This is a genomic window from Halorussus amylolyticus, from assembly GCF_004143485.2.
In the GTDB taxonomy this organism is placed as follows: Archaea; Halobacteriota; Halobacteria; order Halobacteriales; family Haladaptataceae; genus Halorussus; species Halorussus amylolyticus.
In genome coordinates, this window is the sequence record NZ_ML974130.1 from 275,869 (window position 1) to 297,716 (window position 21,848).

General features: G+C 67.4%; 21 protein-coding genes and 2 tRNA genes. 9 read left to right on the forward strand and 14 right to left on the reverse strand.

The window, feature by feature from the left end:
• Positions 1 to 155: 155 nt before the first annotated feature.
• Entirely contained in the window at positions 156 to 341 is a 186-nt protein-coding gene (locus tag EKH81_RS01405; protein WP_162224336.1) for a hypothetical protein, read from the reverse strand.
• Here EKH81_RS01405 and EKH81_RS01410 point away from each other — a divergent pair.
• Both EKH81_RS01410 and EKH81_RS01415 read left to right on the forward strand, forming a co-directional pair.
• The gene (locus EKH81_RS01410) at positions 333 to 839 is read left to right on the forward strand and encodes a DUF7344 domain-containing protein (RefSeq protein WP_162224337.1); all 507 of its coding nucleotides are present in this window, start codon (positions 333 to 335) and stop codon (positions 837 to 839) included. The two genes, EKH81_RS01405 and EKH81_RS01410, sit on opposite strands and share 9 nt — an antisense overlap.
• A gap of 85 nt (positions 840 to 924) precedes the next feature.
• Positions 925 to 2,022, forward strand: coding sequence for an aminopeptidase (locus EKH81_RS01415; protein WP_132058112.1), 1,098 nt, complete (start codon positions 925 to 927; stop codon positions 2,020 to 2,022).
• Positions 2,023 to 2,127: 105 nt separating this feature from the next.
• Here the strand turns inward: EKH81_RS01415 and EKH81_RS01420 are convergent, their stop codons facing one another.
• The 3 genes from EKH81_RS01420 to cca form a co-directional block, all read right to left on the reverse strand.
• Complete coding sequence (locus EKH81_RS01420) at positions 2,128 to 3,165, reverse strand: matrixin family metalloprotease (RefSeq protein ID WP_238392092.1); 1,038 nt, start codon at positions 3,163 to 3,165, stop codon at positions 2,128 to 2,130.
• Positions 3,166 to 3,192: 27 nt separating this feature from the next.
• Entirely contained in the window at positions 3,193 to 4,095 is a 903-nt protein-coding gene (locus EKH81_RS01425; RefSeq protein ID WP_132058110.1) for a cation diffusion facilitator family transporter, read from the reverse strand.
• A 511-nt stretch (positions 4,096 to 4,606) separates the two neighbouring features.
• Entirely contained in the window at positions 4,607 to 6,010 is a 1,404-nt protein-coding gene (gene cca, locus EKH81_RS01430) for a CCA tRNA nucleotidyltransferase (protein ID WP_132058109.1), read from the reverse strand.
• A 107-nt stretch (positions 6,011 to 6,117) separates the two neighbouring features.
• Here cca and EKH81_RS01435 point away from each other — a divergent pair.
• The 3 genes from EKH81_RS01435 to EKH81_RS01445 all read left to right on the forward strand — a co-directional run bounded on the left by EKH81_RS01435 (position 6,118) and on the right by EKH81_RS01445 (position 7,224).
• Positions 6,118 to 6,190, forward strand: a tRNA-Asn gene (locus EKH81_RS01435).
• A 247-nt stretch (positions 6,191 to 6,437) separates the two neighbouring features.
• Positions 6,438 to 6,542 (forward strand) — tRNA-Ile (locus EKH81_RS01440).
• 454 nt (positions 6,543 to 6,996) lie between these two features.
• Positions 6,997 to 7,224, forward strand: coding sequence for a hypothetical protein (locus tag EKH81_RS01445; protein WP_132058108.1), 228 nt, complete (start codon positions 6,997 to 6,999; stop codon positions 7,222 to 7,224).
• A gap of 108 nt (positions 7,225 to 7,332) precedes the next feature.
• Here EKH81_RS01445 and EKH81_RS01450 read toward each other — a convergent pair whose 3' ends face one another.
• The 5 genes from EKH81_RS01450 to EKH81_RS01470 are packed head-to-tail and all read right to left on the reverse strand — an operon-like array spanning position 7,333 to position 10,663.
• Positions 7,333 to 7,998 carry a DUF7546 family protein gene (locus EKH81_RS01450; RefSeq protein ID WP_132058107.1) on the reverse strand — a complete coding sequence of 222 codons (666 nt, stop codon included), beginning with the start codon at positions 7,996 to 7,998 and terminating at the stop codon, positions 7,333 to 7,335.
• Between the two features lie 3 nt (positions 7,999 to 8,001).
• Entirely contained in the window at positions 8,002 to 8,199 is a 198-nt protein-coding gene (locus EKH81_RS01455; RefSeq protein ID WP_132058106.1) for a CbaC protein, read from the reverse strand.
• Entirely contained in the window at positions 8,196 to 9,908 is a 1,713-nt protein-coding gene (locus tag EKH81_RS01460) for a b(o/a)3-type cytochrome-c oxidase subunit 1 (protein ID WP_132058105.1), read from the reverse strand. Before EKH81_RS01460 ends, EKH81_RS01455 begins: the two co-directional genes overlap by 4 nt.
• Position 9,909: 1 nt before the next feature.
• Positions 9,910 to 10,425 carry a cytochrome c oxidase subunit II gene (locus tag EKH81_RS01465; RefSeq protein ID WP_132058104.1) on the reverse strand — a complete coding sequence of 172 codons (516 nt, stop codon included), beginning with the start codon at positions 10,423 to 10,425 and terminating at the stop codon, positions 9,910 to 9,912.
• Between the two features lies 1 nt (position 10,426).
• Positions 10,427 to 10,663: a hypothetical protein gene (locus tag EKH81_RS01470; RefSeq protein ID WP_132058103.1), complete on the reverse strand. Its 237-nt coding sequence runs from the start codon at positions 10,661 to 10,663 to the stop codon at positions 10,427 to 10,429.
• Positions 10,664 to 10,831: 168 nt separating this feature from the next.
• Here EKH81_RS01470 and EKH81_RS01475 point away from each other — a divergent pair, with 168 nt between their 5' ends.
• From EKH81_RS01475 to EKH81_RS01485, 3 genes are read left to right on the forward strand one after another with little or no spacing between them, the layout of a single operon-like run.
• Entirely contained in the window at positions 10,832 to 11,008 is a 177-nt protein-coding gene (locus tag EKH81_RS01475; protein ID WP_238392093.1) for a DUF8131 family protein, read from the forward strand.
• 7 nt (positions 11,009 to 11,015) lie between these two features.
• A complete protein-coding gene (locus EKH81_RS01480; protein ID WP_132058101.1) occupies positions 11,016 to 11,822 on the forward strand; it encodes a sulfite exporter TauE/SafE family protein in 807 nt (268 codons plus the stop codon).
• 3 nt (positions 11,823 to 11,825) lie between these two features.
• Complete coding sequence (locus EKH81_RS01485) at positions 11,826 to 14,240, forward strand: heavy metal translocating P-type ATPase (RefSeq protein WP_132058100.1); 2,415 nt, start codon at positions 11,826 to 11,828, stop codon at positions 14,238 to 14,240.
• A gap of 39 nt (positions 14,241 to 14,279) precedes the next feature.
• Here the strand turns inward: EKH81_RS01485 and EKH81_RS01490 are convergent, their stop codons facing one another.
• The 3 genes from EKH81_RS01490 to EKH81_RS01500 all read right to left on the reverse strand — a co-directional run bounded on the left by EKH81_RS01490 (position 14,280) and on the right by EKH81_RS01500 (position 18,554).
• A complete protein-coding gene (locus tag EKH81_RS01490) occupies positions 14,280 to 17,426 on the reverse strand; it encodes a PAS domain S-box protein (RefSeq protein ID WP_132058099.1) in 3,147 nt (1,048 codons plus the stop codon).
• 129 nt (positions 17,427 to 17,555) lie between these two features.
• On the reverse strand, positions 17,556 to 18,038 hold the full coding sequence (locus EKH81_RS01495) for a FlaD/FlaE family flagellar protein (protein ID WP_132058098.1): 483 nt from the start codon (positions 18,036 to 18,038) through the stop codon (positions 17,556 to 17,558).
• 150 nt (positions 18,039 to 18,188) lie between these two features.
• Positions 18,189 to 18,554: a hypothetical protein gene (locus EKH81_RS01500; RefSeq protein WP_132058097.1), complete on the reverse strand. Its 366-nt coding sequence runs from the start codon at positions 18,552 to 18,554 to the stop codon at positions 18,189 to 18,191.
• Positions 18,555 to 18,722: 168 nt separating this feature from the next.
• On the opposite strand from EKH81_RS01500, the gene EKH81_RS01505 reads away from it, so the two are divergent.
• Positions 18,723 to 18,896: a YHS domain-containing protein gene (locus EKH81_RS01505; protein WP_132058096.1), complete on the forward strand. Its 174-nt coding sequence runs from the start codon at positions 18,723 to 18,725 to the stop codon at positions 18,894 to 18,896.
• Positions 18,897 to 18,940: 44 nt separating this feature from the next.
• Here EKH81_RS01505 and EKH81_RS01510 read toward each other — a convergent pair whose 3' ends face one another.
• Positions 18,941 to 20,356: a dihydrolipoyl dehydrogenase family protein gene (locus EKH81_RS01510; RefSeq protein WP_132058095.1), complete on the reverse strand. Its 1,416-nt coding sequence runs from the start codon at positions 20,354 to 20,356 to the stop codon at positions 18,941 to 18,943.
• Between the two features lie 96 nt (positions 20,357 to 20,452).
• Positions 20,453 to 21,733 carry a hypothetical protein gene (locus EKH81_RS01515; RefSeq protein WP_132058094.1) on the reverse strand — a complete coding sequence of 427 codons (1,281 nt, stop codon included), beginning with the start codon at positions 21,731 to 21,733 and terminating at the stop codon, positions 20,453 to 20,455.
• Between the last annotated feature and the right edge of the window lie 115 nt (positions 21,734 to 21,848).

Consider the following 21,848-nt stretch of genomic DNA (forward strand, 5'->3'; position numbering starts at 1 on the left):
GGGATAGACATATACGAGTCCCTCCCGAGACATTGTGTAATGTACGCTCCACCGAATCGCGACGGGAACCGCCGGGTGGAAGCCCCCGCCCTCCTGCTCGCGTTGCTCGCGCTCTCGCTCGGGGTGGTCGCCGCGGTCAGACTCATGGCCGACACCTACTCCCCGCCGGTGTGGATGGTCGTCGAGTACGGTCTCACCTTTGCACTCCCCGCAGCGTTGATGTACGGCGCATTCTGGCTGGCGACGGGGGAGTTCACGACCGACGAACTCTGGCGCACGCTCTGGTGGACCGTCGGCGGCATCGTTTCGCTGACAGCGTCGCGGGATTCGTCTTGCTCCACCGGCGCTTCGAGGGGGCCGGACTGGTCGAACCCGTCTTCCTCGTGGCGGTGCTCTCGATGGTCGGCGGCGTCGTCGGCTTCGCGACGGCGGTCACGCAACTCCACGGGACGCGCGTGGCCGCCGAATCCTCGGTTGAGTCCGACCGGGACGACGACTCTCGGTCCTCGGAGTCTGAAGCGACCGACGACATCGACGCCCGAACTGGCTCCGCCGACGTTGCTGGCCCGGAACTCCTCCGGGACCGGGCGGAAGAGCAGTCGCTCACTCGCCAGTGGGCGACCGTGGAAGCGGTCGCAGAGTGCGGTGATTGTTCGCTCGACGAACTCGCGACGATGCTGGCTCGCGACCCTCGTAATTCGTTTGTCGCCGACTGCGACCACGTGAAAATTCATCTGTACCATCACTTCCTCCCGGCTCTCTCAGACACCGGACTAATCGAGTTCGACCGGGCGACGAAGCTCGTCCGGTACACCGGTCCGGAGACGCTCGCGCACTGAGCCTCGATTGGCGCATTTTTCGCTCGACCGCCGACGAGGCGCGGGGAACCGTCGCCGTTTTCACCGCCCGCTCCGAGGGTGGGATATGGACCAGCGAATCTACGACCACGCCGAGGTGTTGGTCGATTGGAGCGCGCGAATCGAGGCGGGCGACGACGTGGTAATTCGGGTGGACGACGGCGCACACGACCTCGCGGTCGCGGTCGCCGAGCGTCTCGGCGACCGCGGCGCGAACTACCTCGCGACCTACATCTCCGACGAGGTGGAGGCGGCGTTCCTCCGGGGCCACGACGCCGATTTCGAGCAGGACCCCGACTTCGAGTTGGCGATGCTCGAACGCGCAGACAGCGTGCTCTCGCTCCGCGGCAAGTCGAACGTCGCCGAGGAGGCCTCGGTGCCGGGCGGGCGGCGGTCGGCGTACAAGAAGTCCCGAACCGGAATCAAGGCCGCCCGACTCGACACCGACTGGGTCGCGACCCAACACCCCACCCGTGCACACGCTCAGCAGGCGGGCATGGGCTACGCCGAGTACAAGGACTTCGTCTACGACGCCGTCCTCCGGGACTGGGAGAGTCTGGCCGACGAGATGGCGAACATGAAGGACCTCCTCGACGCCGGGAGCGAGGTCCGACTCGTCAAGGAGGGAACCGACCTCACGATGTCCATCGAGGACCGAACCGCGGTCAACAGCGCGGCGTCGGTCGCCTACGGGTCGCACAATCTCCCGTCGGGCGAGGTGTTCACCGCGCCCGAAGACCCCGAGGGAACCGTCCACTTCGACGTGCCGATGACACACAATGGCGCGCGAATCCGCGACGTTCACCTGACCTTCGAGGACGGCGAGGTCGTGGACTGGTCGGCCGAAGTCGGCGAGTCGGCACTCGGAGACATCCTCGCGACCGACGACGGCGCGCGCCGACTCGGCGAACTCGGCATCGGGATGAACCGCGGCATCGACCGCTTCACCGACAGCATCCTCTTCGACGAGAAGATGGGCAACACCGTCCACCTCGCGGTCGGCCGGGCGTACGGGTCCTGCCTCCCGGAGGGCGAGGAGGGCAATCAATCGGCGGTCCACGTCGATATGATTACCGACGTGAGCGAGGATTCGCGACTGGAAATCGACGGCGAAGTCGTCCAGCGGAACGGGCGGTTCCGGTGGGAGGACGGCTTCGAGGGGTAGCCCAGCAAGGAACTGGACGCCGGTCGTCGCGGGCGCAGTTGCGCCCGCGACGAGCGCCAAGTCCGCGACGACCGCCGAGTCCGGGACGAGCGCGAACGGTCCGACTCACTCCCACCACTCACCCTGTCGCTCGTCGTCGGTCGCGTTTCGGAACGGTTCGGGCCACTCCGACTCGTCCTCGAAGCCGAATCCGTAGCCGAGCCAGTAGCCGACGTGCCACCCGACCGCATCGGGGTCCACGTCCGAGAGCGTGACGTGCAGTTCGTCGTACTGTTCGAGCGCGCCGTCGCCGTCGGGGTCGGTGCCCCGCACCTCACCGCACGACCCGGTTTCGGCCTCCCTGCACGATAGCTCCTCGGAGGCGTTCACTACCACGTCGGCGTCGGTCCGGTTGGTCACGAACTCGGCGGTGACGTTCGCCGGGACGGTGCCGTTCGCGCCGCCGGCGTAGTAGTCGAGCGCGCGTCCGACCTGCTCGCGGAGTCGGTCGGCGTCGCCGTCGGCCGTTTCGTCGGCGACGTACACCGTGAAGTTAGAATCGTCCCACGGCAGGTCGCGCTCGGTCGCGTTGGGCCGGGGCAGGGTCGTGAGTTGCGAAGTCGGGGACATCACCGACTGGGGTTCGGCCGAGTGATTCAGCCCGAGGGTGTGGCCGAGTTCGTGCTTGAGGATGAGCAGGGTGGACTCGTTCGAGTACGACTCGGCGACCTCCACGCTGACCGGCGGGGAGACGCCGCTCTCGGCCGTGACGAACGGCGCGCACCCCGCGGCGTCGGTCACGTTCGCACACGAGTCGATTCGCTCGACGAACCGCACCACGATGTCGGGGTCGGAGGCGTTCGGTTCGAGGTCGTAGCCGACCGAGTACGGGACGTACTCCGTGCTGTTGTTCGCCCAGAAGTCGAGCGCGGTTTCGACGAGCGGGTGGAAGTTCCGCGAGTCGTTCGCGGTGTTGTTGACCGCGACGGTCAGATTCGAGTCGCCCCACGGGTTCGACGGGTCGGCGTCCTCCGGCGTGAGCGCCCGGTCGGTTGGAGCATCGCCCCCGGATTCGGCGGCCGTCGTCGAATCGGCGAGTTCCGGGCCGGTCGTCGCACACCCCGAGAGGACGAGGAGCGCCGCGACGAGGAGTGGACGCCACATCACAACCGAGAACGACGGCCTTCTGTATCAATGTTTCCCGTCTATTTGATAACAGTCGAAGTCCGCGACGTGCGAGAACGACGCCGACTCGACCTGTATCGTCGCGTGGTCGATGTCGAACTCCCGACCTAATCGGGTCCGACACACCCCGAGGAGTTCGTCGGGGTCGGCGTCCTCGGCGACGACGATGTGGGCCGACAGCGAGTAGTCAGTCGAACTCAGTGCCCAGACGTGAACGTCGTGAACGTCGAGAACGCCCGGAAGGTCCCGGAGGTACTCCGTCACTTCCGCAACTGACACGCCCCGCGGGGTCCCCTGCAGGAGGATGTTGAGACTGTCGGCGAGCAGGTCCTTCGCGGAGTATATCACGAGACCCGACACGACGAGCGCGAACAGCGGGTCGAGAATCAGCAGGTCGGTAAAGACGAGCGCGATGCCGACGCCAATCGCGGCCACACTCCCCAGCGCGTCGGCGAGCAGGTGGACGAACGCGCCCTCGACGTTCAGCACGTCGCGGCGCTCGCGCAGGACCCACGCCGCCGCGAGGTTGGCGGCGAGTCCGAGCAGGCCGACGCCGACCACGACCAGCGGGCGAACCGGCCGCGGGTCCTGAAATCGCTGGACCGACTCGTAGAGGATGTACCCTACGGTCGCGAACAGGAAGATGGCGTTGACGAACGCCGCCACGACCTCGGCGCGCTGGTAGCCGTAGGTCCGCTTGGCGTCGGCGGGGCGGGCCGTGACCCACGCCGCGAACAGGGCGAGACCGAGGCTGGCGCTGTCGGTCAGCATGTGGACCGCGTCGGCGAGCAGGGTGAGCGAGTCGGCGTAGAGCGCGCCGACGACTTCCACGACGAGGAAGACGGTGTTGATAGTGAGCGCCACCGCGAGCGCCCGGAGTCCGGTGTCGTGTGCGTGGTCGTGTGACATTTCGGGATTTGATTCGGGTGGACTACGACGCGAGTCGCCTTGGGTCTCGTGGCGAGGGGGTTGGGATAATCGGATGTGTTCTGAAGTCGAGGTCGAAGCGATGACACGGATGAATGGCAGGCTGAAGCTAGCTACTTCCGGTACCTATGAAAAGAAGCCCTCAGTCGTTGCTCGCTCCCTATCGGTCGCTCGCGCCTCCTTCGCCCTTCATCCCCCAGGGTCCCCACACCTCCCCACGCGCGCACCTCCGGTGCGCGGTGCATCCGACCGCGAGGCCCGAACGGGGACGGCGTTTTCGGAGGCCGACCGGACCACGGGACGCGCCGCGCTTGCGCCCTCACGAGGGCGCAAGCGCACGCGGGGAGGCACGGGGGCGCGGGGCGGTGCAGGGCGGTCGCGGTGCGGTTTCAAATGTACCGGGAGTAGCTAGCGTCACCGTCTTGCGGTGAGTCACCCGGTTCGCAGTCCCCCTGACACGTCCAAACCAGGCGAACCCCAACACCCCACTCGCTCACGGCTTCGGGTCGAAATACTCCGCGAGTTCCACCCCGAACTCACCGGCCAACTCCCCCACCTCGTCGCCGACCAGCACCTCGTAGCCGTCTTCGAGCGCCCTCTCGACCCGGACGCCGAGCGCCGCGTCGAAGATGGCCTCGCTCTCCAGAAAGTCAACTGCGCTCTCGAACTCCCGGTCGCGCTCCACGACGTACCGCTCCCCGTCGATGAACGGGCCGTAGTCGTCCGAATCGGCGTACTTCCCGTAGAAGCCCGCGGCGTGCTGGCGGACGTGGACCGGCGGCCCCTCGTGGCGCTCGACTGCGGGGCGCTCGGCGACTTCGAGTTCCGCGAGCACCACCGCGGAGTCGTCGGCGAACGCCGCCGCCCGCAGCACGTCGAATCCCCGGCGGTCGAGCGCGTCCCGAATCCCCGAGAGAGACTTCCGGAGTTGGGGGTAGAGTTGGTCCTCGACGATGTCGGGCGCGTCGAATCGCACCGCGACCGGCGTGGTGCCCCGGGTCCGGACGTGGTCGCGAACGCCGTCAGCAGAGAGTGGGTCGGTCGGCTCGGGGAAAAAGAGGTCCTCGCGTGGCGCTTCGAGCAGTTCGCGAGCGTAGTGTTGGAGGGTGGCGACCTTCTCTGGCGAACAGACCGCGGCGACGTTGCGCTCGGGGTCGGTCGGGTCGATGACCACGAGCGGGTCGTCGAACTCGGCTCGCCCGTGGTCCTCCGGGTCGAAGCGAACCGGCGGGTGCCAGTCGGCCGCGGCCTCGACGGTCTCGCGGAAGCCGCCGTGTTCGAGGACGAGGAGTTCGGTCAGGTAGCCCGAGAAGCCCCGCGTCCGGAGGTCGCTCCCGTACGCGCCGATGCCCTTCAGAAACTGTTTGAACAGTCGGACCTCCCCAGCGAGGCCCGCGTCGGGGCTCGAATCCACATCCGAATCGGAGGCTGATTCCGAGCGGAGACGCTCGGCCACGTAGTCGTTGTGGAACGGCGTGCGGTCCACCGCCGACTGGATGTCGGTCGCCGAGTCGAGTCGATAGCACGGCACGAGGTCAACGTCGAAGCCGTCGTACTCGCCGGTGACGTAGGGGTGTTCGGCGAACTCCTCGCGGCCGTCGGGGAGGACGGCGTGGCCCGCCGCGAGTCCGTACTCCTCCAGTCGCTCGCGGTCGAGGTCGGACGGGAAGCGCACGAACAGGTCGATGTCGCGGTCGCCCGCAATCCACGTCCCGCGGGCCGTGCTTCCGACCTGTCGCACGTCGGCATCGACCGGGAGGTCGGCGATGGCCGCGTCGGCGCGCTCGGTGAGCGCGCCGACCGCCTCGCGCATCCGCTCACGCTCGCGCTCGTCGGGGTCGATGCGCTCGCCGACTCCGGCGACTACCGCCTCGAAATCCCCGTCTCTGTCGGTCATTGCTTGCCGATTACCGGCCCGCCTCCGAAAACGTATCGCCTCACCGCCCGCGGGTGAAAACGAAAGTCCTATTAAAGCATTCGCGCATACATTCGAATGCGTTCGAAGCCGTCGTAGCTCAGCTGGTAGAGCGCCACGCTGTTAACGTGGTGGTCCCAGGTTCGAGTCCTGGCGACGGCGCTTCTCTCGGCGAACAACGACGACGAGCGAAGCGAGTCGTCCGTGAGCCGAAGAACCCAATCTCGACAGGACTCGGGCAGACGAGTCGCACGCCCGGAATGGCCCGGAGGGCCACATGCCCGGACCGTCTCGGCGAGTTCGAGTCCTGGCGACGGCGCTTCTCTCGCCGGTTCGTTTTCACACCGTTACCGCTTCGTACCCCACGAAGCGATAGGCTAAAAAGGAGGGACGGGAAAACAGTACGTGCGGGCCCGTAGCTAAGTCTGGTAAAGCCCCCGGCTCATATTGACGACTGGTGTTCCAGCGTCATGGGTCACCGGGTGATTCCTTGGTTCGAATCCGAGCGGGCCCATTTTCTGCGACAAACCGTGAGCGGCGCGAAGCGACGCGAACGAAAACGGTCGCAGAAAATGAACGAACCCGGATTCGAATCCTGCGAGTCGCAGGCCCGGAACGGCCCGAGCGCGTCGCGCTCGGGCCGCACGCCCGGACCGTCTCGCTCCGGTTCGAATCCGAGCGGGCCCATTTTGCCGACGCAGACCGCGAGCACCGCGAAGCGTGTGCGAGCAACACACCGCGTCGGCAAATAGCCAACCGCGGATTCGAACCCTGCGAGTCGCACGCCCGGAAGCGCAACGCCGTGAGCATCCCGGAATGTCTTGCTCCGGTTCGAATCCGAGCGGGCCCATTTTCTGCGACAAACCGTGAGCGTGAGCGAACTCCTCCGAGACCATGTCGCCGTTTTTCAAAACCTGAGAATCGGATTCCGGCTTGATTAGGAAGTCGCCCGTAGCATCACACGAACCATGACCACAACCGTCATCGACCCCATCAAGACCGCACTCGGCGTGTTCGTCGTCCTCGGCGTCGTCCTGACCGGCGTCGCGGGGTACGCGCTCCTGTCTACCGTCGGAAGTCCCGTCGCGCTGTCGCCCGGTCTGGCCGTCGCGCTGCTCTCGGGCGGGTCGCTCGTCGCGTTCGTACTGGTCGCGTCGAAGCTGTTCCAGCGCCGGACGCACCGCCGAACCGCCTGAACTGTTTTTCGGACTCCGAGGTTCGAGACCGGATTTCGTCTGACAGTCGGTACTGTTCTCGCGGCGTCGAACTGAGGCGGTTCGAGTTCACCGCAAAAATCGGCGCTCCTACCGGCGCAGTCCGACCCAGAGCGCCGCGACGGTGAGCAGGAACACCGCGGTCGAGAGGTCGTACGACCTGGCCATCGCCGCGGAAACCGCGGCCGAAGACCCACCGAGTGTCCCGGCGAGGAGCGTGCCGAGGACCGACCCGGTGCAACTCACACACGTCGCGAGACCGACGATACCCGAGAGCACGCCGCGACTCGCTCGCGCGAGCGCGGCGTACACGAGCGCCGCGAGACCGACGTAGCCGACGACCTTGAACGGGACGAGCGTGACGTGAACTGCGCCGCCGCCCACCGTGAGTATCGGTCCCCACCCCGGCATCGCCGGGAGCACGCTCACCGTTCCGAACCCCGTCCCGGTTCCCGCCGAAACGAGACCGCCCGCCCAGCAGAGGACGAGGAAGTAGCCCGCCGCGGCGACGAGCGCGCCCCGGGCGACTCGGTCGCTGGGCCGCGGAATCGGCGCGTACGCCACCGCGAGGACCGCGGCGTTCGTCCAGACGAACGGGTACGCGAGATGCCGAACCGAGAGCACGGTCGCGTCCGCGATTGCGAGATACGCGCCCACGACGAGCGCCTCCGCGACCGTGAGGACGACGAGCGCGCGGGCCGCTCGGGCCGGACGACCGAGGCGCACGGTCGAGTCCGAGACGGCGTTCGCGGACATCGGTCAGGGCCCCGTCGCGGTCTCCGGTTCGGCCGTGATTGCGTACGCGACGAGGATGGCGGCGACGAGTATCACCTCGAACACGCCGACAGCCGCGAGCGGGAGGTCGATGCCGAACAGTCCGAACACCGTCCGAAGTTCGATGGCGACCGGGACGCTGAACGCCACGAGGATTAGAACGCCAGCACGCGTGAGCTTCACGCTACCACCTCCTTCAACATGGCGACGGCGTCTATCAGCACCGGGAAGCCGGGGCTGTCGCCGAACAGTCCGGCGTCGGTGACGATGCTCCCGAGCGGGAGCGTGTAGGCGAGTATCACGAGGACGATTGCGATGCCGGTCCAGAGTCGGAGGTCGTCGAGGACGAGCGGACTCCCCTCGGCCCCCGAGAGGGGGGCGGGCAGGCTGTCGTCCACCGGCGACTCCATCGGGGTTTCGAACGACGACAGCAGGATGTTGAACAGGAACAGCACGACCGACACGAACAGCAGGAAGCCGCCGAACGCGATTTGCGCCTGCAGTTCGCCCACGCTCCCCAGAGCGGTCGAGAAGTCGAAGCTCTGGTACTGGGGTTCGGCGGTCCGGCGGGGCACGCCCGCGAGTCCGGCCCGGTGCATCGCGTTCGACATGAACACCATGCCGACGAACCACAGAACGACCTGCAGCAGACCGATGGGCCGACTGTAGAGGCGCTTGCCGGTCAGTTGCGGGACGAGCCAGTACGACCCGGCCATCATCGTCAGCGCCACCGCGGTGCCGACGGTCATGTGGAAGTGGCCGGGGACCCACAGCGTGTTGTGGATGAGATAGTTGATGTTCATCCCGGCGTTTATCATGCCCGAGAAGCCGCCCGCCGCGAACATGAGTCCCGCGAGCGCCATGCCGGTGAACGCGGGGTCGCGCCACGGGAGCGCCCCGAGCCACTTGAAGTAGCCCTCACCGCCGCGCTGGCGCGCGCCGTGTTCCATCGACGCGACCACGGTGAACGCCGTGAGCAGGCTCGGGAGCAGGAGGAACATCGTGTTCGTCATCGCGATGAACTTGAACCCCTCCGAGATGCCGGGGTCGAGGTACTGGTGGTGGATGCCGACCGGCGTCGAGAGCAGGAGGAAGAGGACGAACACCACCCGCGCGAGCGGGTCGCTGAACAGCCGACCGCCCGCGAGCTTCGGCAGAACGGTGTACCACAGCAGGTACGCGGGCATCAGCCAGAAGTAGACGACCGGGTGGCCGAAGAACCAGAACAGGGTCCGCGTGAGCAGGGGGTTGACCGTCTCGACGATGCCGAACGACCACGGCAGGAGGAAGAACACGGCCGACACCGCGACGCCGATGGTCGAGAGATACCACATCAGCATCGTCGTCAACACCATGAACGTCTGGAGCGGGATGCGGTCGTCGGGGTTGTCGGCGCGCCACGCCCGGTAGGCGAGGAACCAGTCCGCCCCGGCCATCCACGTTCCGACGATGAACATGGTGAGTCCGGCGTAGAACAGCGGATGGGCCTGTAACGGCGCGTAGAACGTGTAGAGGACGTCGGCGCTCACGCCCAGACTCGGGATGAGTCCCGCGAGGATGGCGACGGCCACGAGCGTCGCGCCCGTGGTCGTGAGTCCGAACCACGCCCACGTCAGCCGAATGTCGGGCAACGGACGCTCTAAGCTTCGCGCGACCGCCCACGTGAACAGTCCGAGGAGGAAGAAGATGGTGAACACCAGCGCGAGCAGGACGCCGTGACCCGTGAGGATGGTGTAGTAGTCCACCGAGTCGAGTATCCGAACGTAGCCGGTCCGGTGGAGCGCCTGAATCAGCCCGAAGAACGCGCCGATTCCGAGCGAGACGAACGCGACGACGAACGTCGCTCTGACGACCGCGGCCTCCTCGGGGTATCGGTCCACGAACGTCGCCATCTCAGTCACCCCCCTCGGGTCCGTCGTACTCGTCCTCGGGGACGACTTCCATCGTGCCCTCCATCGCGTGGTGGGCCGACCCACAGTACTCGTTACAGAGGATGCCGTAGTCGCGCGGTCCATCGACTTCGACCGTGAAGGTCGCGACCTGACCGGGGATTGCCATCGTGTTGGCGTTGGTGCCGACCACCTCGAAGCCGTGAATCACGTCGGCGGAGGTGACGTGGAACGTCACGGTGCTGTTCGCGGGCACCTCGATGGGGTCGGACGTGCCCGGTCGGAACGCGAACTGCTCGGCGACGACGTACACGTCGTACTCGTCCTCACCCGACTCGTAGACGCCGGGGTCGCCGAACTTGGGGTGGTCGTCGAGCGCCTCCGGGTCAACCGTACCGCCCTCGTCGCCTATCATCTCGATGCCCGCGCCGACCGCGCCGTACGAGACGGTGGCGATGAGACCGACGATGAGCAACAGCGCCGCGGCGAGCCAGAACTTCTCGTAGGCGTGAATCTCCATCTCAGCCCACCACCGTGATGCCCCGACCCAGGAACTCGACGAAGTACATGAACGCCCACATCACCGCCAGAATCACGAAGTACACGAGGATGATGCCGAGCGTTCCGATTGGGTCGAACTCGTCGTGGCTCAGTTCGCGCTCTACGTCGTCCGGACCCGACCCGACGACGTAGCCCGGGGGGCGGTCGTCGGGGTCGTCGCCCCGTTCGGGGTGTTCCCGTGTGGTCTCTATCGACATAAGCGACGGTACGAACACTCGGTATTTAATGCGTCTCCGCGATTCTCAGTCGATGAAAACCGTCGAAAACCGGTACTACGACCGCTTCGAACGGCCCGTATGGACCAGTCTGAGACCCAATCTCGATTTAAAAAGGCACTGGCGAACCGTTCGGCTCGGAGTGTAAGTGTGCTCGCGCTCCTCGCGCTCGCTCCGGTCGTCCTGTTCGCGGCCGGTCGGAGCCTGTACGCGGGAGTCGTGACGACGGTGAACGTTCTGCTCATCTTCGGGAGCATCTATCTCCTCACCTCGCCCGTCGAGAGCGAAGACGCGGGCGAGCACCAGAACGAGGAGTCGACCGTCTGAGACGGTGATGACATTCGTTCCACTTCACGGAACCGGGGCGGTCCCTGCGGGCGGGAACCTCGACGCCGCGGTGTTCCTCGCGGTCGGCTTGCTCGGCGGCGCGCACTGTGTCGGTATGTGCGGGCCGCTGGTGAGCGTCTACGCCGACCGGATTCGTGCCCAAGAGGGGTCCGCTGAGACGACGCTGACGCTCCGGCAGGTCCGCCAGCACGTCGTGTTCAACCTCGGGCGAACAGCGGGCTACGCCGCGGTCGGGGCGGTCCTCGCGGCAATCGGGGCCGTCGCGGTCGGTGCGACCGGGCGGCTCCTCGCGGTCGGAACGAGCGTACAGGCGGTGACCGCGCTGCTCACCGGCGGATTCATCGTCGTGATGGGAGCCTCCTACGCTGGTGGGTCGAGCGCGCACCCGTCGTTCGGCCCGCTGGGCGACCTGTTTCGGCGGGTCAGCGGCGTCCTCACCCGCCGGGTGGACGCGTTCGTCGGCGACGCTCGCATCGCGGGGCTGGGGGTTGTCCACGCGCTGTTGCCGTGTCCTATCACCTACCCCGCATACGCCTACGCGTTCGCGCTCGGCGACCCACCCCGCGCGGCGTTCCTGCTCGCGCTCGTCGGCCTCGGGACGTTTCCGACCCTGCTGGTGTACGGGACCGTGTTCGGCTCGCTGTCGGCGAGTCGGCGGGTCCATCGGGTACTCGGCGTCGTGTTCGTCGTTCTGGGGTACACGCTGGTGGCCCACGGCCTGAATCTGTTCGGCATCGGCGTTCCGTCGCTCGAACTCCCGCTTCCGACGCCGGAATACTCTCCGAGGGGGTGACGAATGGGCACGACTGGGGTGACGGCGGCCGATGGGACCGCGACCGTCGAGGAGTGTACGCTCTGTGGCCTGCCGACCGAGGGGTCGCCCGTGACCGACGACGGCGTTCCGGGCGGGTACTGCTGTCGCGGCTGTCTCGAAATCGCGCGGACCGTGGACGACGTGGAATCGGCCGACCCCGAGGCGGTCCGGGACGAGCGCGAATCCGGACTCGCGGACGCGCCCGACGACGCCGACAGCACGTTCTTCGGCGTCGAGGGGATGCACTGTGCGACCTGCGAGACGTTCATCGAGTCGGCCGCCGCCGACGCCGACGGGGTGTACGGCGCGGAGGCGAGCTACGCCACCGACATGCTCAGGATCGTCCACGACGGGGGCGCGGACCTCGACTCGCTCGGCGGCCGACTCGACAGATACGGCTACGCGGTCGGCGACCCCGACCGCGGCGCGGGCGACGACGAGCGCGGCGACACCAGCGTCGTCAGGTTCCTCCTCGGCGGCGGCATGTTCGGCATGATGGTGATGGTGTGGTACGTCCTCTTTCTCTACCCGACCTACCTCGGTTTCGACCCCCTCGTGAATCTGGGCGGCTTCGACGGTCTCTACCTGTTCGGAAACGTCTGGCTGATGACCTCCATCGTGCTGTTTTACACGGGCTACCCGCTCCTCCGGGGTGCGGTGGTCAGCCTCCGGGCGGGCCAGCCGAACATGGACCTGCTGGTGTCGCTCGCGGCCGCGAGTTCGTACCTCTACAGCACCGTGGCTGTCGTCGTCGGTCGGACCCACGTCTACTTCGACGTGACCGTCGCCATCGTCCTCGTCGTCACCCTCGGCAACTACTACGAGGACCGAATCAAGCGCAAGGCCGCGAGCGGTCTCTCGGAGTTGACCAGCGCGCGCGTGAGCGAGGCGACTCTGGTGACCGACGACGGCGACCACGAGGCGGTTCCGGTCGCGGACCTCGCGGGCGGCGAGCGCGTCGTCGTCCGACCGGGCGAGCGCGTTCCGGTGGACGGCGAAGTGGTCGAGGGAACCGCGGCCGTGGACGAGTCGCTCGTGACCGGCGAGTCCGTGCCCGTGACCCGACGCCCCGGCGACCGCGTCCTCGGCGGGACGGTGGTCGCCGACGGGCCGCTCGTGGTCGCAGTCGGCGCGGACGCCGCCAGCACGCTCGACCGACTCGTGGACCTCCTCTGGCAGATACAGAGTTCGCGGTCGGGCGTCCAGCGACTCGCCGACAAACTCGCGACGCTGTTCGTCCCGACCGTCCTCGCGCTCGCGGTAGTCGCGACCGGGTGGCACCTCCTCGGCGGCGCGCCGGTCGCCGACGCCCTGCTCGCGGGGCTGACGGTGCTCATCGTCTCGTGTCCGTGCGCGCTCGGACTCGCCACGCCGCTGGCGGTCGCCTCCGGCGTCCGCGAGGCGGCCGACCGCGGCGTCGTCGTCGCCTCCGACGCCGTGTTCGAGACCGCTCCCGAGGCCGACGTGGTGGTCCTCGACAAGACCGGGACGCTCACCGACGGCGCGATGACGGTCCGCGACGTGGTCGTAGACGGTTCCGGGGCGGCGAGCCCAGACGAAGTGCTGGCCCGCGCTGGCGCGCTCGAACGCTACGCCGCCCATCCCATCGCGGAGGCGGTCGCGGACGCCGCGGACGCCGCTGACACCGCTGACTCACTGCCCGAAGCCGAAACAATCGAGGTCCACGACCGCGGCGTGACCGGCGTCGTCGCCGACGACGCCGGTCACACCGCAGTCGGCCACCCCGACATGCTCGACGCGCGTGGCTTCGCGATTTCGACCGACCTCTGCGCGGCGGTCGAAACCGCGCGCGACGACGGCGCGGTTCCGGTCGCGGTCGGGTGGGACGGCCGAGTTCGTGGCGTCATCGCGGTCGGCGACGCGCCCCGAGAGGGGTGGCAGGACGCGCTCGCAGACCTCGGAGCGGGTCGGGAGGTCGTAGTTCTCACGGGCGACGACGAGCGCGCGACCGCCCGATTCCGAGCCGACCCGAACGTCTCGGAGGTGTTCGCGGGGGTTCCACCCGAAGCCAAGGCCGAGACGGTCGAGCGATTGAAATCACGCGGAACGGTCGCGATGGTGGGCGACGGGAGCAACGACGCGCCCGCGCTCGCGGCGGCCGACCTCGGAATCGCGCTCGGGAGCGGCACCGACCTCGCGGGTGATGCCGCCGACGCGGTGCTCGTGGACGGCCGCCTCGACGCCGTCCCCGAAGTGTTCGCCATCGCTCGCGGCACGAAACGGCGTATCCGGCACAACCTCGGGTGGGCGTTCCTCTACAACGCCGTCGCGGTCCCGCTCGCGGTGCTCGGCCTGTTGAATCCGCTGTTCGCCGCGGTCGCGATGGGCACGAGCAGTCTCGTCGTGGTCGCGAACTCGGCGCGGTCGTTGCGGTGACTCCGCGAGCGAGGTTCGTGGGCCGGTCGGGGCCGCCCGTCAGTCCGCCAATTCGACGTTCCTGAACTCGAAGCGCGCGCCACCCTTTTCGCTCTCGGTAATCTCGCATTCCCAGTCGTGGGCCTCGACCAATTGGCCGACCACCGCTAGCCCGAACCCGATGCCGACGTTGCTGGTCGAGTAGCCCGGTTCGAACACCTGCTCGCGCTCGTCGGCCGGGATGCCCGGCCCGTCGTCCGCCACGAAGAAGCCGTTCGGAAGGTTACCGACTCGGACCGTGACCGTCTCTCCGTCGTCCGTGGAGCCGTGCTCCACGGCGTCGTCGCACGTCGTGCGACTGCTCGTCGAACCGTGTTCGACGGCGTTCCGGAACAGATTTTCGAGCAGTTGGCCCAACCGCGACGGGTCGGCCCAAATCCGGCGGTCGGTGTCGATTCGGAGCGTCCCCTCGCGGTCGTCGAGCGATTCCCACCACTGTTCGGCGGCGTCTCCGAGGTCCACGGTCTCGGTGGTGTCCACGTCGCCACCCCGCCGGGTCACGACGAGGAGGGTGTCTATCATCTCCTCGATTCGGTCGAGCGCCTGCTCGACTTCGCGGAACGACCGCGCGGTGTCCGGGTCGGTCGGGGTACTCCCGATTCCCATGTCGAGGTAAATCTGGGCGATTTCGAGGGGGTTCCGGAGCTCGTGAGCCAGCATGCTCGCGAAGGCGTCGAGGCGCTCGTTCTGGGCTTCGAGTTCGCGCTCGCGCTCCTTTCGCTCGGTGATGTCCCGAGTCACGCCTGTCCGGGCGAACTCACCGTCGTCGGACCGGTACGGGCCGAATCGGCTCTCGATCGGAATCGTCTCGCCGTTCTTCGCCCGCAGTTCGAGTTCGAGCGTCACGCTCCCGAGTTCGTCTTCGACTTGCTTGCTCATCTCGGCGGCGCGCTCGTTGACCTCGTCGCTGTGGACGACCGATGCGTGTCGCCCGAGGAGTTCGTCGCGGTCGTACCCCGTCATTTCGAGGAACGCGTCGTTGACCATCACGAACCGCTCGTCGGCGTCGAGCGCGTACACGCCGTCCTCGACGGTCTCGACGATGGTCTCGTAGCGTTCGAGTTGGGTCTCGCGCTCCCGCCGTCGAAGCCCGGTCGTGAGGACGTGGGCCATGCTCTGGACGAACTGCACGTCGTGGTCTTCGTACGACCGGCGCTCGGAGGTATGGGTTTCGAGGATTCCCCACGGTTCGTCGAACGACCCGATGACGGTGCTGATGCCGCTCGTGACCCCGTGGGACGCGAGCAGGTCGGGACACGAGAATCGGTCCTCGGTCTCGAAGTCCTCGACTACCACCGCCTCTTTGGACAGGAGCGTGTAGCCCGCTTGCGACCCGAGTTCGGTGTCCACGGTGGCCGACCCGACCACGTCGTCGTCCCAGCCGTTCCCCGCCCTGAGTAGGAGGTCGCTCTGCCCGGGCCGGAGTTCGAGCACCTTGCTGTACTCGTGGCCGAGGGTTTCGGCGACGAGTTCGACCGCCTCATCCATCAGGTCGTCGAACGGTCGGTCTTCGAGCGCGCGCTGGGAGAACTCCGAGACCACGCGCTGTTGCTGAATTCGGCTCTCCAACTCGGTCTCTCGGCGCTTCTGCTCGGTGATATCGCGCACCACGCCGATGTGTTCGAGCCCCGCGTCGGTCTCTCGGGAGACGAACAGTATCTCCGCCGGGAACGTCGTCCCGTCCCCGGCCTCGACCACCACCTCGACGGTCGCGGAGGTCCGGTCGCCCGCCACCATCTCGGCGACCTGCTCGGCGACCACCTCGCGGACCTCCTCGTCGTTGGCGATGAACTCCCAGCCCGACCGCCCGAGCAGGTCCTCGCGGTCGCGGCCCACCATCCCGGTCAGCGCGGTGTTGACCATCGAGAACTCCATGTCGTCGTTCAGAATGTAGATGCCGTCGTCGGTCGTCTCCACGATGGTCTCGTAGCGTTCGAGTTCGCGCTCGCGGCGCTCGCGCTCGCTCACGTCCCGAAAGTACACCGAGAGACCCGTCTCGGAGGGGTACGCCCGCACCTCGAACCACGCCGACAGCGGCGAGAAGTACTCCACGAACGACACCGCCTCCTGGGTCTCCATCGCTCGCTCGTACTCGTCCTGAAACGTCGTCCCGACCGCGTCCGAGAAGGCGTCCCAGACGCTCTTGCCGACGAGTTCGGCCTCGGTGCGCCAAAGTAGTTCCTCGGCGGTGTCGTTGACGTAGGTGAACGTCCAGTCGTCGTCGAGCGCGAAGAACGCGTCGGTGACGCGGTCGAACACCTCCCCGAGTTCGGTTTCGAGTTCGTCGCGTCGGCGTTCGAGTTCGACCTGCGTGCGCTTGAGTTCGGTAATCTCCTCGGCGGTGCTGACGACCCGGCGTATCTCGCCGTCCTCGGACACCGGGGCGACGTCCACCGAGAGCCACACCCGCGAGCCGTCGCGTCGGTCCACCGCGATTTCCTCGCCGAAGACGGCCTCGCCCGTCCGGAGCGTGCGCGCGACCGGGAACTCCTCCTCGGCGAGCGGGTCGCCGTCGGCGTCGTACACCGTCCAGTCGTCGCAGCTCTCCGCATCGAATGGGAGTTCGCCGTCGTCGCCGACCCCGACCAGTTCGGTGGCCCGGTCGTTCGCGCGCAGCAGTTCGCCGCCGGCGTCCCGAACCGCGAACGCGATGGGGCTGGTGTCGAAAATCTCCCCCACGAGCGCCTGCTCGTCGCGCAGGCGCTCGTCCCGGTTCCCCATCTCGGGCGCTTCGCGGAAGACGCCGGTGAACAGCGTTCGCCCCTCGACTCCGTGTTCGAACCCCGACACCGAGACGTGCCGCTCGTCGCCGGTCGCGGTGACCAACGCCGCGTCGAACGCGTCGTTCCCGGTCGCGTCGTCGGACGAACTCCCCGCATCGCCGTCCCCACAGCGACTGCGCCACGTCTCGTATCGCTCCTCGAAGCGCTCGGGAACGAGGTCGAGGAATCGCTGGCCTCGGAGGGTCTCGGGCGCGTACCCCAGTAGCTCCTCGGCGGCCGGATTCGCGTAGACGACGGTCCCGTCGGCGTCGGTCGTCACGACCGCGTCGGTCGCGGACTTCACTAATCGCTCGAAAAAGTCACTGCTCTCGGACGGGTTCGCGGTCACACCCTCCCCTTCAGTCGGCTCGTCGTGACACCCCATAGTGATGAAAGTCGTGTCGTACCAGTATCGGCTACAGGGTAAATAGCTTCACGCTTGCGTGAATGTTGCACGCGCGGTCGGTTCCCGACTTGCCGTCTCTCCCGCCACCACCCCACCGACGCCAACCCCCTACACCGACGCCAATCGCGCGATGTACACCAGGCTCAGCACGTGGTCGTCCATGTCGAGGTCGGCCGGACCCGGCCGGTCGGGGTCGAAGCTCTCGACCTCCGAGAATCCGCGCATGTACTCCCGGAGGCGTTCGCGGGTCGTCTCGGTTATCCAGCCCACGTCCTCGTAGTACTGGAGGGCGTTGCCGGTGTTCTCGAACCCGGCCTTGTTGATGAGGAAATCGAGCCACTCGAAGACGACGACCTCCGCGCCGTAGCGGTCCGGAAGTCCGTCGAGGTACGGCTTCTCGGGGAGCGCGCCGACCGCCGAAAACTGGCTCTGGAGCCGAACCAGTTCGTCGCGTTGGCCGTGTCTGAGCACCTCGTCGGGCGGCGCGGGCAGTTGCTCGCCCTCCTCGGCGAACGCCTCGGGGGTCTCCCGGTTCGGGTCCGCGAGGCGGCGAAGGTCGCGCAGGTCGTGGGCTCCGGAGTTGGTCGGCATGGTGTGCGAGTAGTTTCGGGTAACTCGCACATCACATTTAAGTTTTTGTGCCGAACTGTTGAACAGTGGTCGGGTCGAGAAGGTGTGACATTCCGCGAGCAAACGCCGTCATCTCGACTCACGAAGGCTTCAAAAACCGATAGAGAACGCTTAGTTCCGACGCTTTCGAGCGACGGCCGCCACGCTCGCGGCCGCGAGGACCAGTCCGAGGACGCCCGCCAGCTTTCCTTTCGCGCCGCCGCTCGATTCGGACGCCTCCTCGCCCGATTCGACTTCGACCTCCATCTCGACGGTCTCCTCGTCGCTCCCGCGACCCCGGAGTCGGCGGCCGAGCAGGCCGATTACGGCGAGCGCGGCGAGGACGCCGACGACTTTCGCACCACCGCCCCGGCCGCCGCGTTCGCCGTCCTCGCTTCGAACGGTTCGCTCGCGGGCGGTTCGGCCGGACGACTCGCCGCTACCGGGTCGCTCCTCGATGAGTGCAGGCTTTTCGAGGTTGATTTCGATGAGTGCCATCGGGTGTAATTCGTCGCTCGAACGGATGTACATTGCGGCCTCTCCGAAAGTGAAGCGCCTTGCGGCCGCTTCGAAAGCGACGCCGAGCGCGGTCTCCGACCGCGCTCGGCGTCGTGGAGTTCGGAGTCGGCCACAACGTATTCCGGGTCGGCGACCCTACGCCAGACGATGCCAGAGTGCCCGGTCTGCGGGATGGACGTGGACGCGACCAGCCCCGAGGAGACCGACTACCGCGAGGAGTCCTACGCTCCGGCGACGGTCGAGTACGAGGGCGAACTCTACGCATTTTGCGGTGAGGAACACCGGGCCGCGTTCGAAGAAAATCCCGAGCAGTACGTCTGAATCGCTCCCGAGGAGTGCGTCTGAACCGCTTCAGTACGTCCGAATCACTCCAACTGCTCGGCCGCGTCCCGAATCAGGCCGTCGAGAATCTCGGGCGTCGTAGGGTGGTAGGCCCGGTCGGGAATCTCGCGCACGTCGAGTTCCATCTCCACCGCCATCTGCATCGTCTTCGCCATCACGTCGGCGTGGTAGTGCAGTCCCTGATACCCCAGCACGGTGCCGTCGTCGGCGTCCACGACCAACTTCGCGAGTCCCTCCGGGACCGCCTTGGTCTTGAAGACGCCGTCGTTCCGCGCCTCGCGCTCGACCGCGACGTATTCGCGGTTCTCGGCCGCCACCGCGCTTTCCGAGACGCCGACGCGGGCGAAGGGGTAGACGCCCACGCCCGAGAAGACCACGTGGTGGTGGACGTTGCGGTACGGTTCGACCTCCCCGCCGTCGCGGTGCGCGACGATGTTGTCCGCCGCGAGGAACCCCTGCTCTTTGGCGACGTGGAGGATGGGTTCGTGGCCGTTCGCGTCACCGACCACGAACACCCGGTCGTCTGAACTCGCCTGCATCGTGTCGGCGACCCACCCGGATTCGGGTTCGAGAGGTGTGTTCTCCAGTCCGAGAGTGTCCACCGCCGGACGGCGACCCGTGAACAGGAACAGTTCGTCGGCCTCTATCGCACTCGCTTCCGTCCCATCGTCGCCATCCTCGCGCTCGACGTGGAGGCGAACCCCGCCGTCGTCGGTCGATTCCACAGACTGCTCGGAGGCGTTGGTCACCACCTCGACGCCGAACTCCTCGCGGTAGAGGTCGAGCAGAGTCTCGCCGAACGGGTCGTCGGCCTCGTCGAGCGGGTAGTCGTCGTGTTCGATGACGGTGATGTCCATCCCGGCGGCCTCGGTGAGATACGGCACCAGTTCGAGACCGACGTAGCCGAAACCCATCACGACGCCCGAATCGGGGAACTCGGTCGCGTCGAGCACGTCCGCGCTGGTCGTGTAGTCCACGTCTTCGAGACCCTCCAAGTCGGGGACGTTGACGGTCGAACCCGTGGCGACGACGACGTAGTCGGCTTCGATTTCCCGGTCGCCGACCGCGACCGTGCGGTCGTCCACGAACCGAGCGGTCTCGCGGATAAATTCGACGTTCTCGCGCTCGGCGAGTCCGTGGACCGCGGCCCGGCGGTGTTTGGCGAAGTTCTGGACGTGTTCCTCTTTGGTCTCCACGACCGCGTCCAAATCGACCTCGGGCGTCCCTTCGGTCCGGTCGTCGTGGCGCACCTGAAATCGGTGTTCGGCCGCCGACAGCACCTCCTTCGAAGGCATGCACCCCCGGAGGATGCAGAGGCCGCCGCCGGGGTCGCCGTCGTCTGCGAGGACGAGGTCAACGTCGGGTTCGTCGGCCAATCGCTGTGCGACCGCGACTCCGGCGCTTCCGTAGGCTCCGATGACGACGACGCGAGTGGTCATACGTCGTGTCTCGACGGCCGATACATTAGAAGTTCGCCCGCGGCACGCGCGGCCGCGACCGAAGCGACTCGGAACCCGAAGAACGCTCGACTCGGCTCACCGGCGTCGGGCGAGAAGCGCGCCCGCGACGGCCGCGCCGACCGCGACGGCCGCGGTCCCCGGCGTGAAGCCGGGGACCGCTCCGTCGCTCTCGCCGGGAGTCGTCCTCTCTCTGGGAGTCGTTTCTTCGTCAGGCGTCGTCTCCTCGGAGTCGTCGGTCGTCCCCAGTTCGGTCGTGGTTTCCGGTGCGGCCGCAGTTTCCGATTCGGTCGTCGTCGCCGTCTCGGTCGTCGTCTCTGGCGCGGGCGGCGCGTCCGACGACATCGAAATCGTGCGCTCGGAGAAGCGGTTCACCGCGACCAGCACGTCGGCGGTGGTCTCGCCGCCCTCGGCCACCAGAAACCGCGAGCGCTCGCTTCCGAGTGCGCTCTCCAGTTGGGTCACGGCCGCGGCCTCGACGGCCTCCTCGCCGTCCACCGCGACCCGGAGGTTTCCGGTGGTGTTCAGGACGCGCTCGGAGACGTGCGCGATGACGACCGTTCCCTCCGGAATCGTTCGATTCACCTCAATTTCGACCGCGCCTTGCGTCGTTCGGTTCGCCGAGAGCGTCGTCTCGTCGTCGTAGCTGACGGTGTCGGCGACCACCTCGCCGTCCTCGCTCGCGATGTGGACCTCGGCCTTCGCGGCTCCCGTGGCGACGAGGCGCTCCTGTTCACGGTCGATGTCGGTTTTGCCATCGGGGTACGCCCGGAAGACGAGTCGGCCGCCATCGCCGAGTCGGGCGGTCACGTCGCCCTCGTCGTTGACTGTGACGCTCCCTTCGCCGACGACGAGCAGGGTTCCCGGCGTGCCGTTCGCGGTCCTCACGGACGCTCGCGAGTCGGTCTCGGACGTCGCGTTCGCACCGTCCGGAAGGGCCGCGACGACGTACGACGACTCGTTCGGTTCGACCACGAAGATTCCGCGGTCGTTGTCGTGGGCGGTCAGCGCGGTTCCGTTCTCGGTCTCGACGTGTGCCTCGGTTTCGGACCGGGCTTCGAGACTGAGTGCGGCCCCTTCGATGGCCGTCACGCCCGAGAGCGCCCCGCCGACGTCCACGCCGCCGCCCTCGGTGACGCTCTGCTGGGACTCGATTCGGACGGAATCGAGCATCGTCTCGCCGCCGACCGCGTAGTCTGTCACGGCGCGCTCGTCGGCCGCGAACGAGACGTGGGTTCCGGCGTACCCTTCGCCGGACGCTCCCGCCGCGGTCGAGGTGGTGTCGGTCCCGCCGACCGCGACCGGGGCGACGCTCGCGACCGCGACGAGGACCAGTAGGGCGGTCGCTGCGCGTTCCATTACGTCGTCGCTGAGCGGGTACTCGAGTATACGCTTTCTGGCCTCCTCCTAGCGGCGTGAGAGGACACCGGCGGCGTCTTCGTCTCGGATTCCGGACCCGAAACGTCGCTTCCGC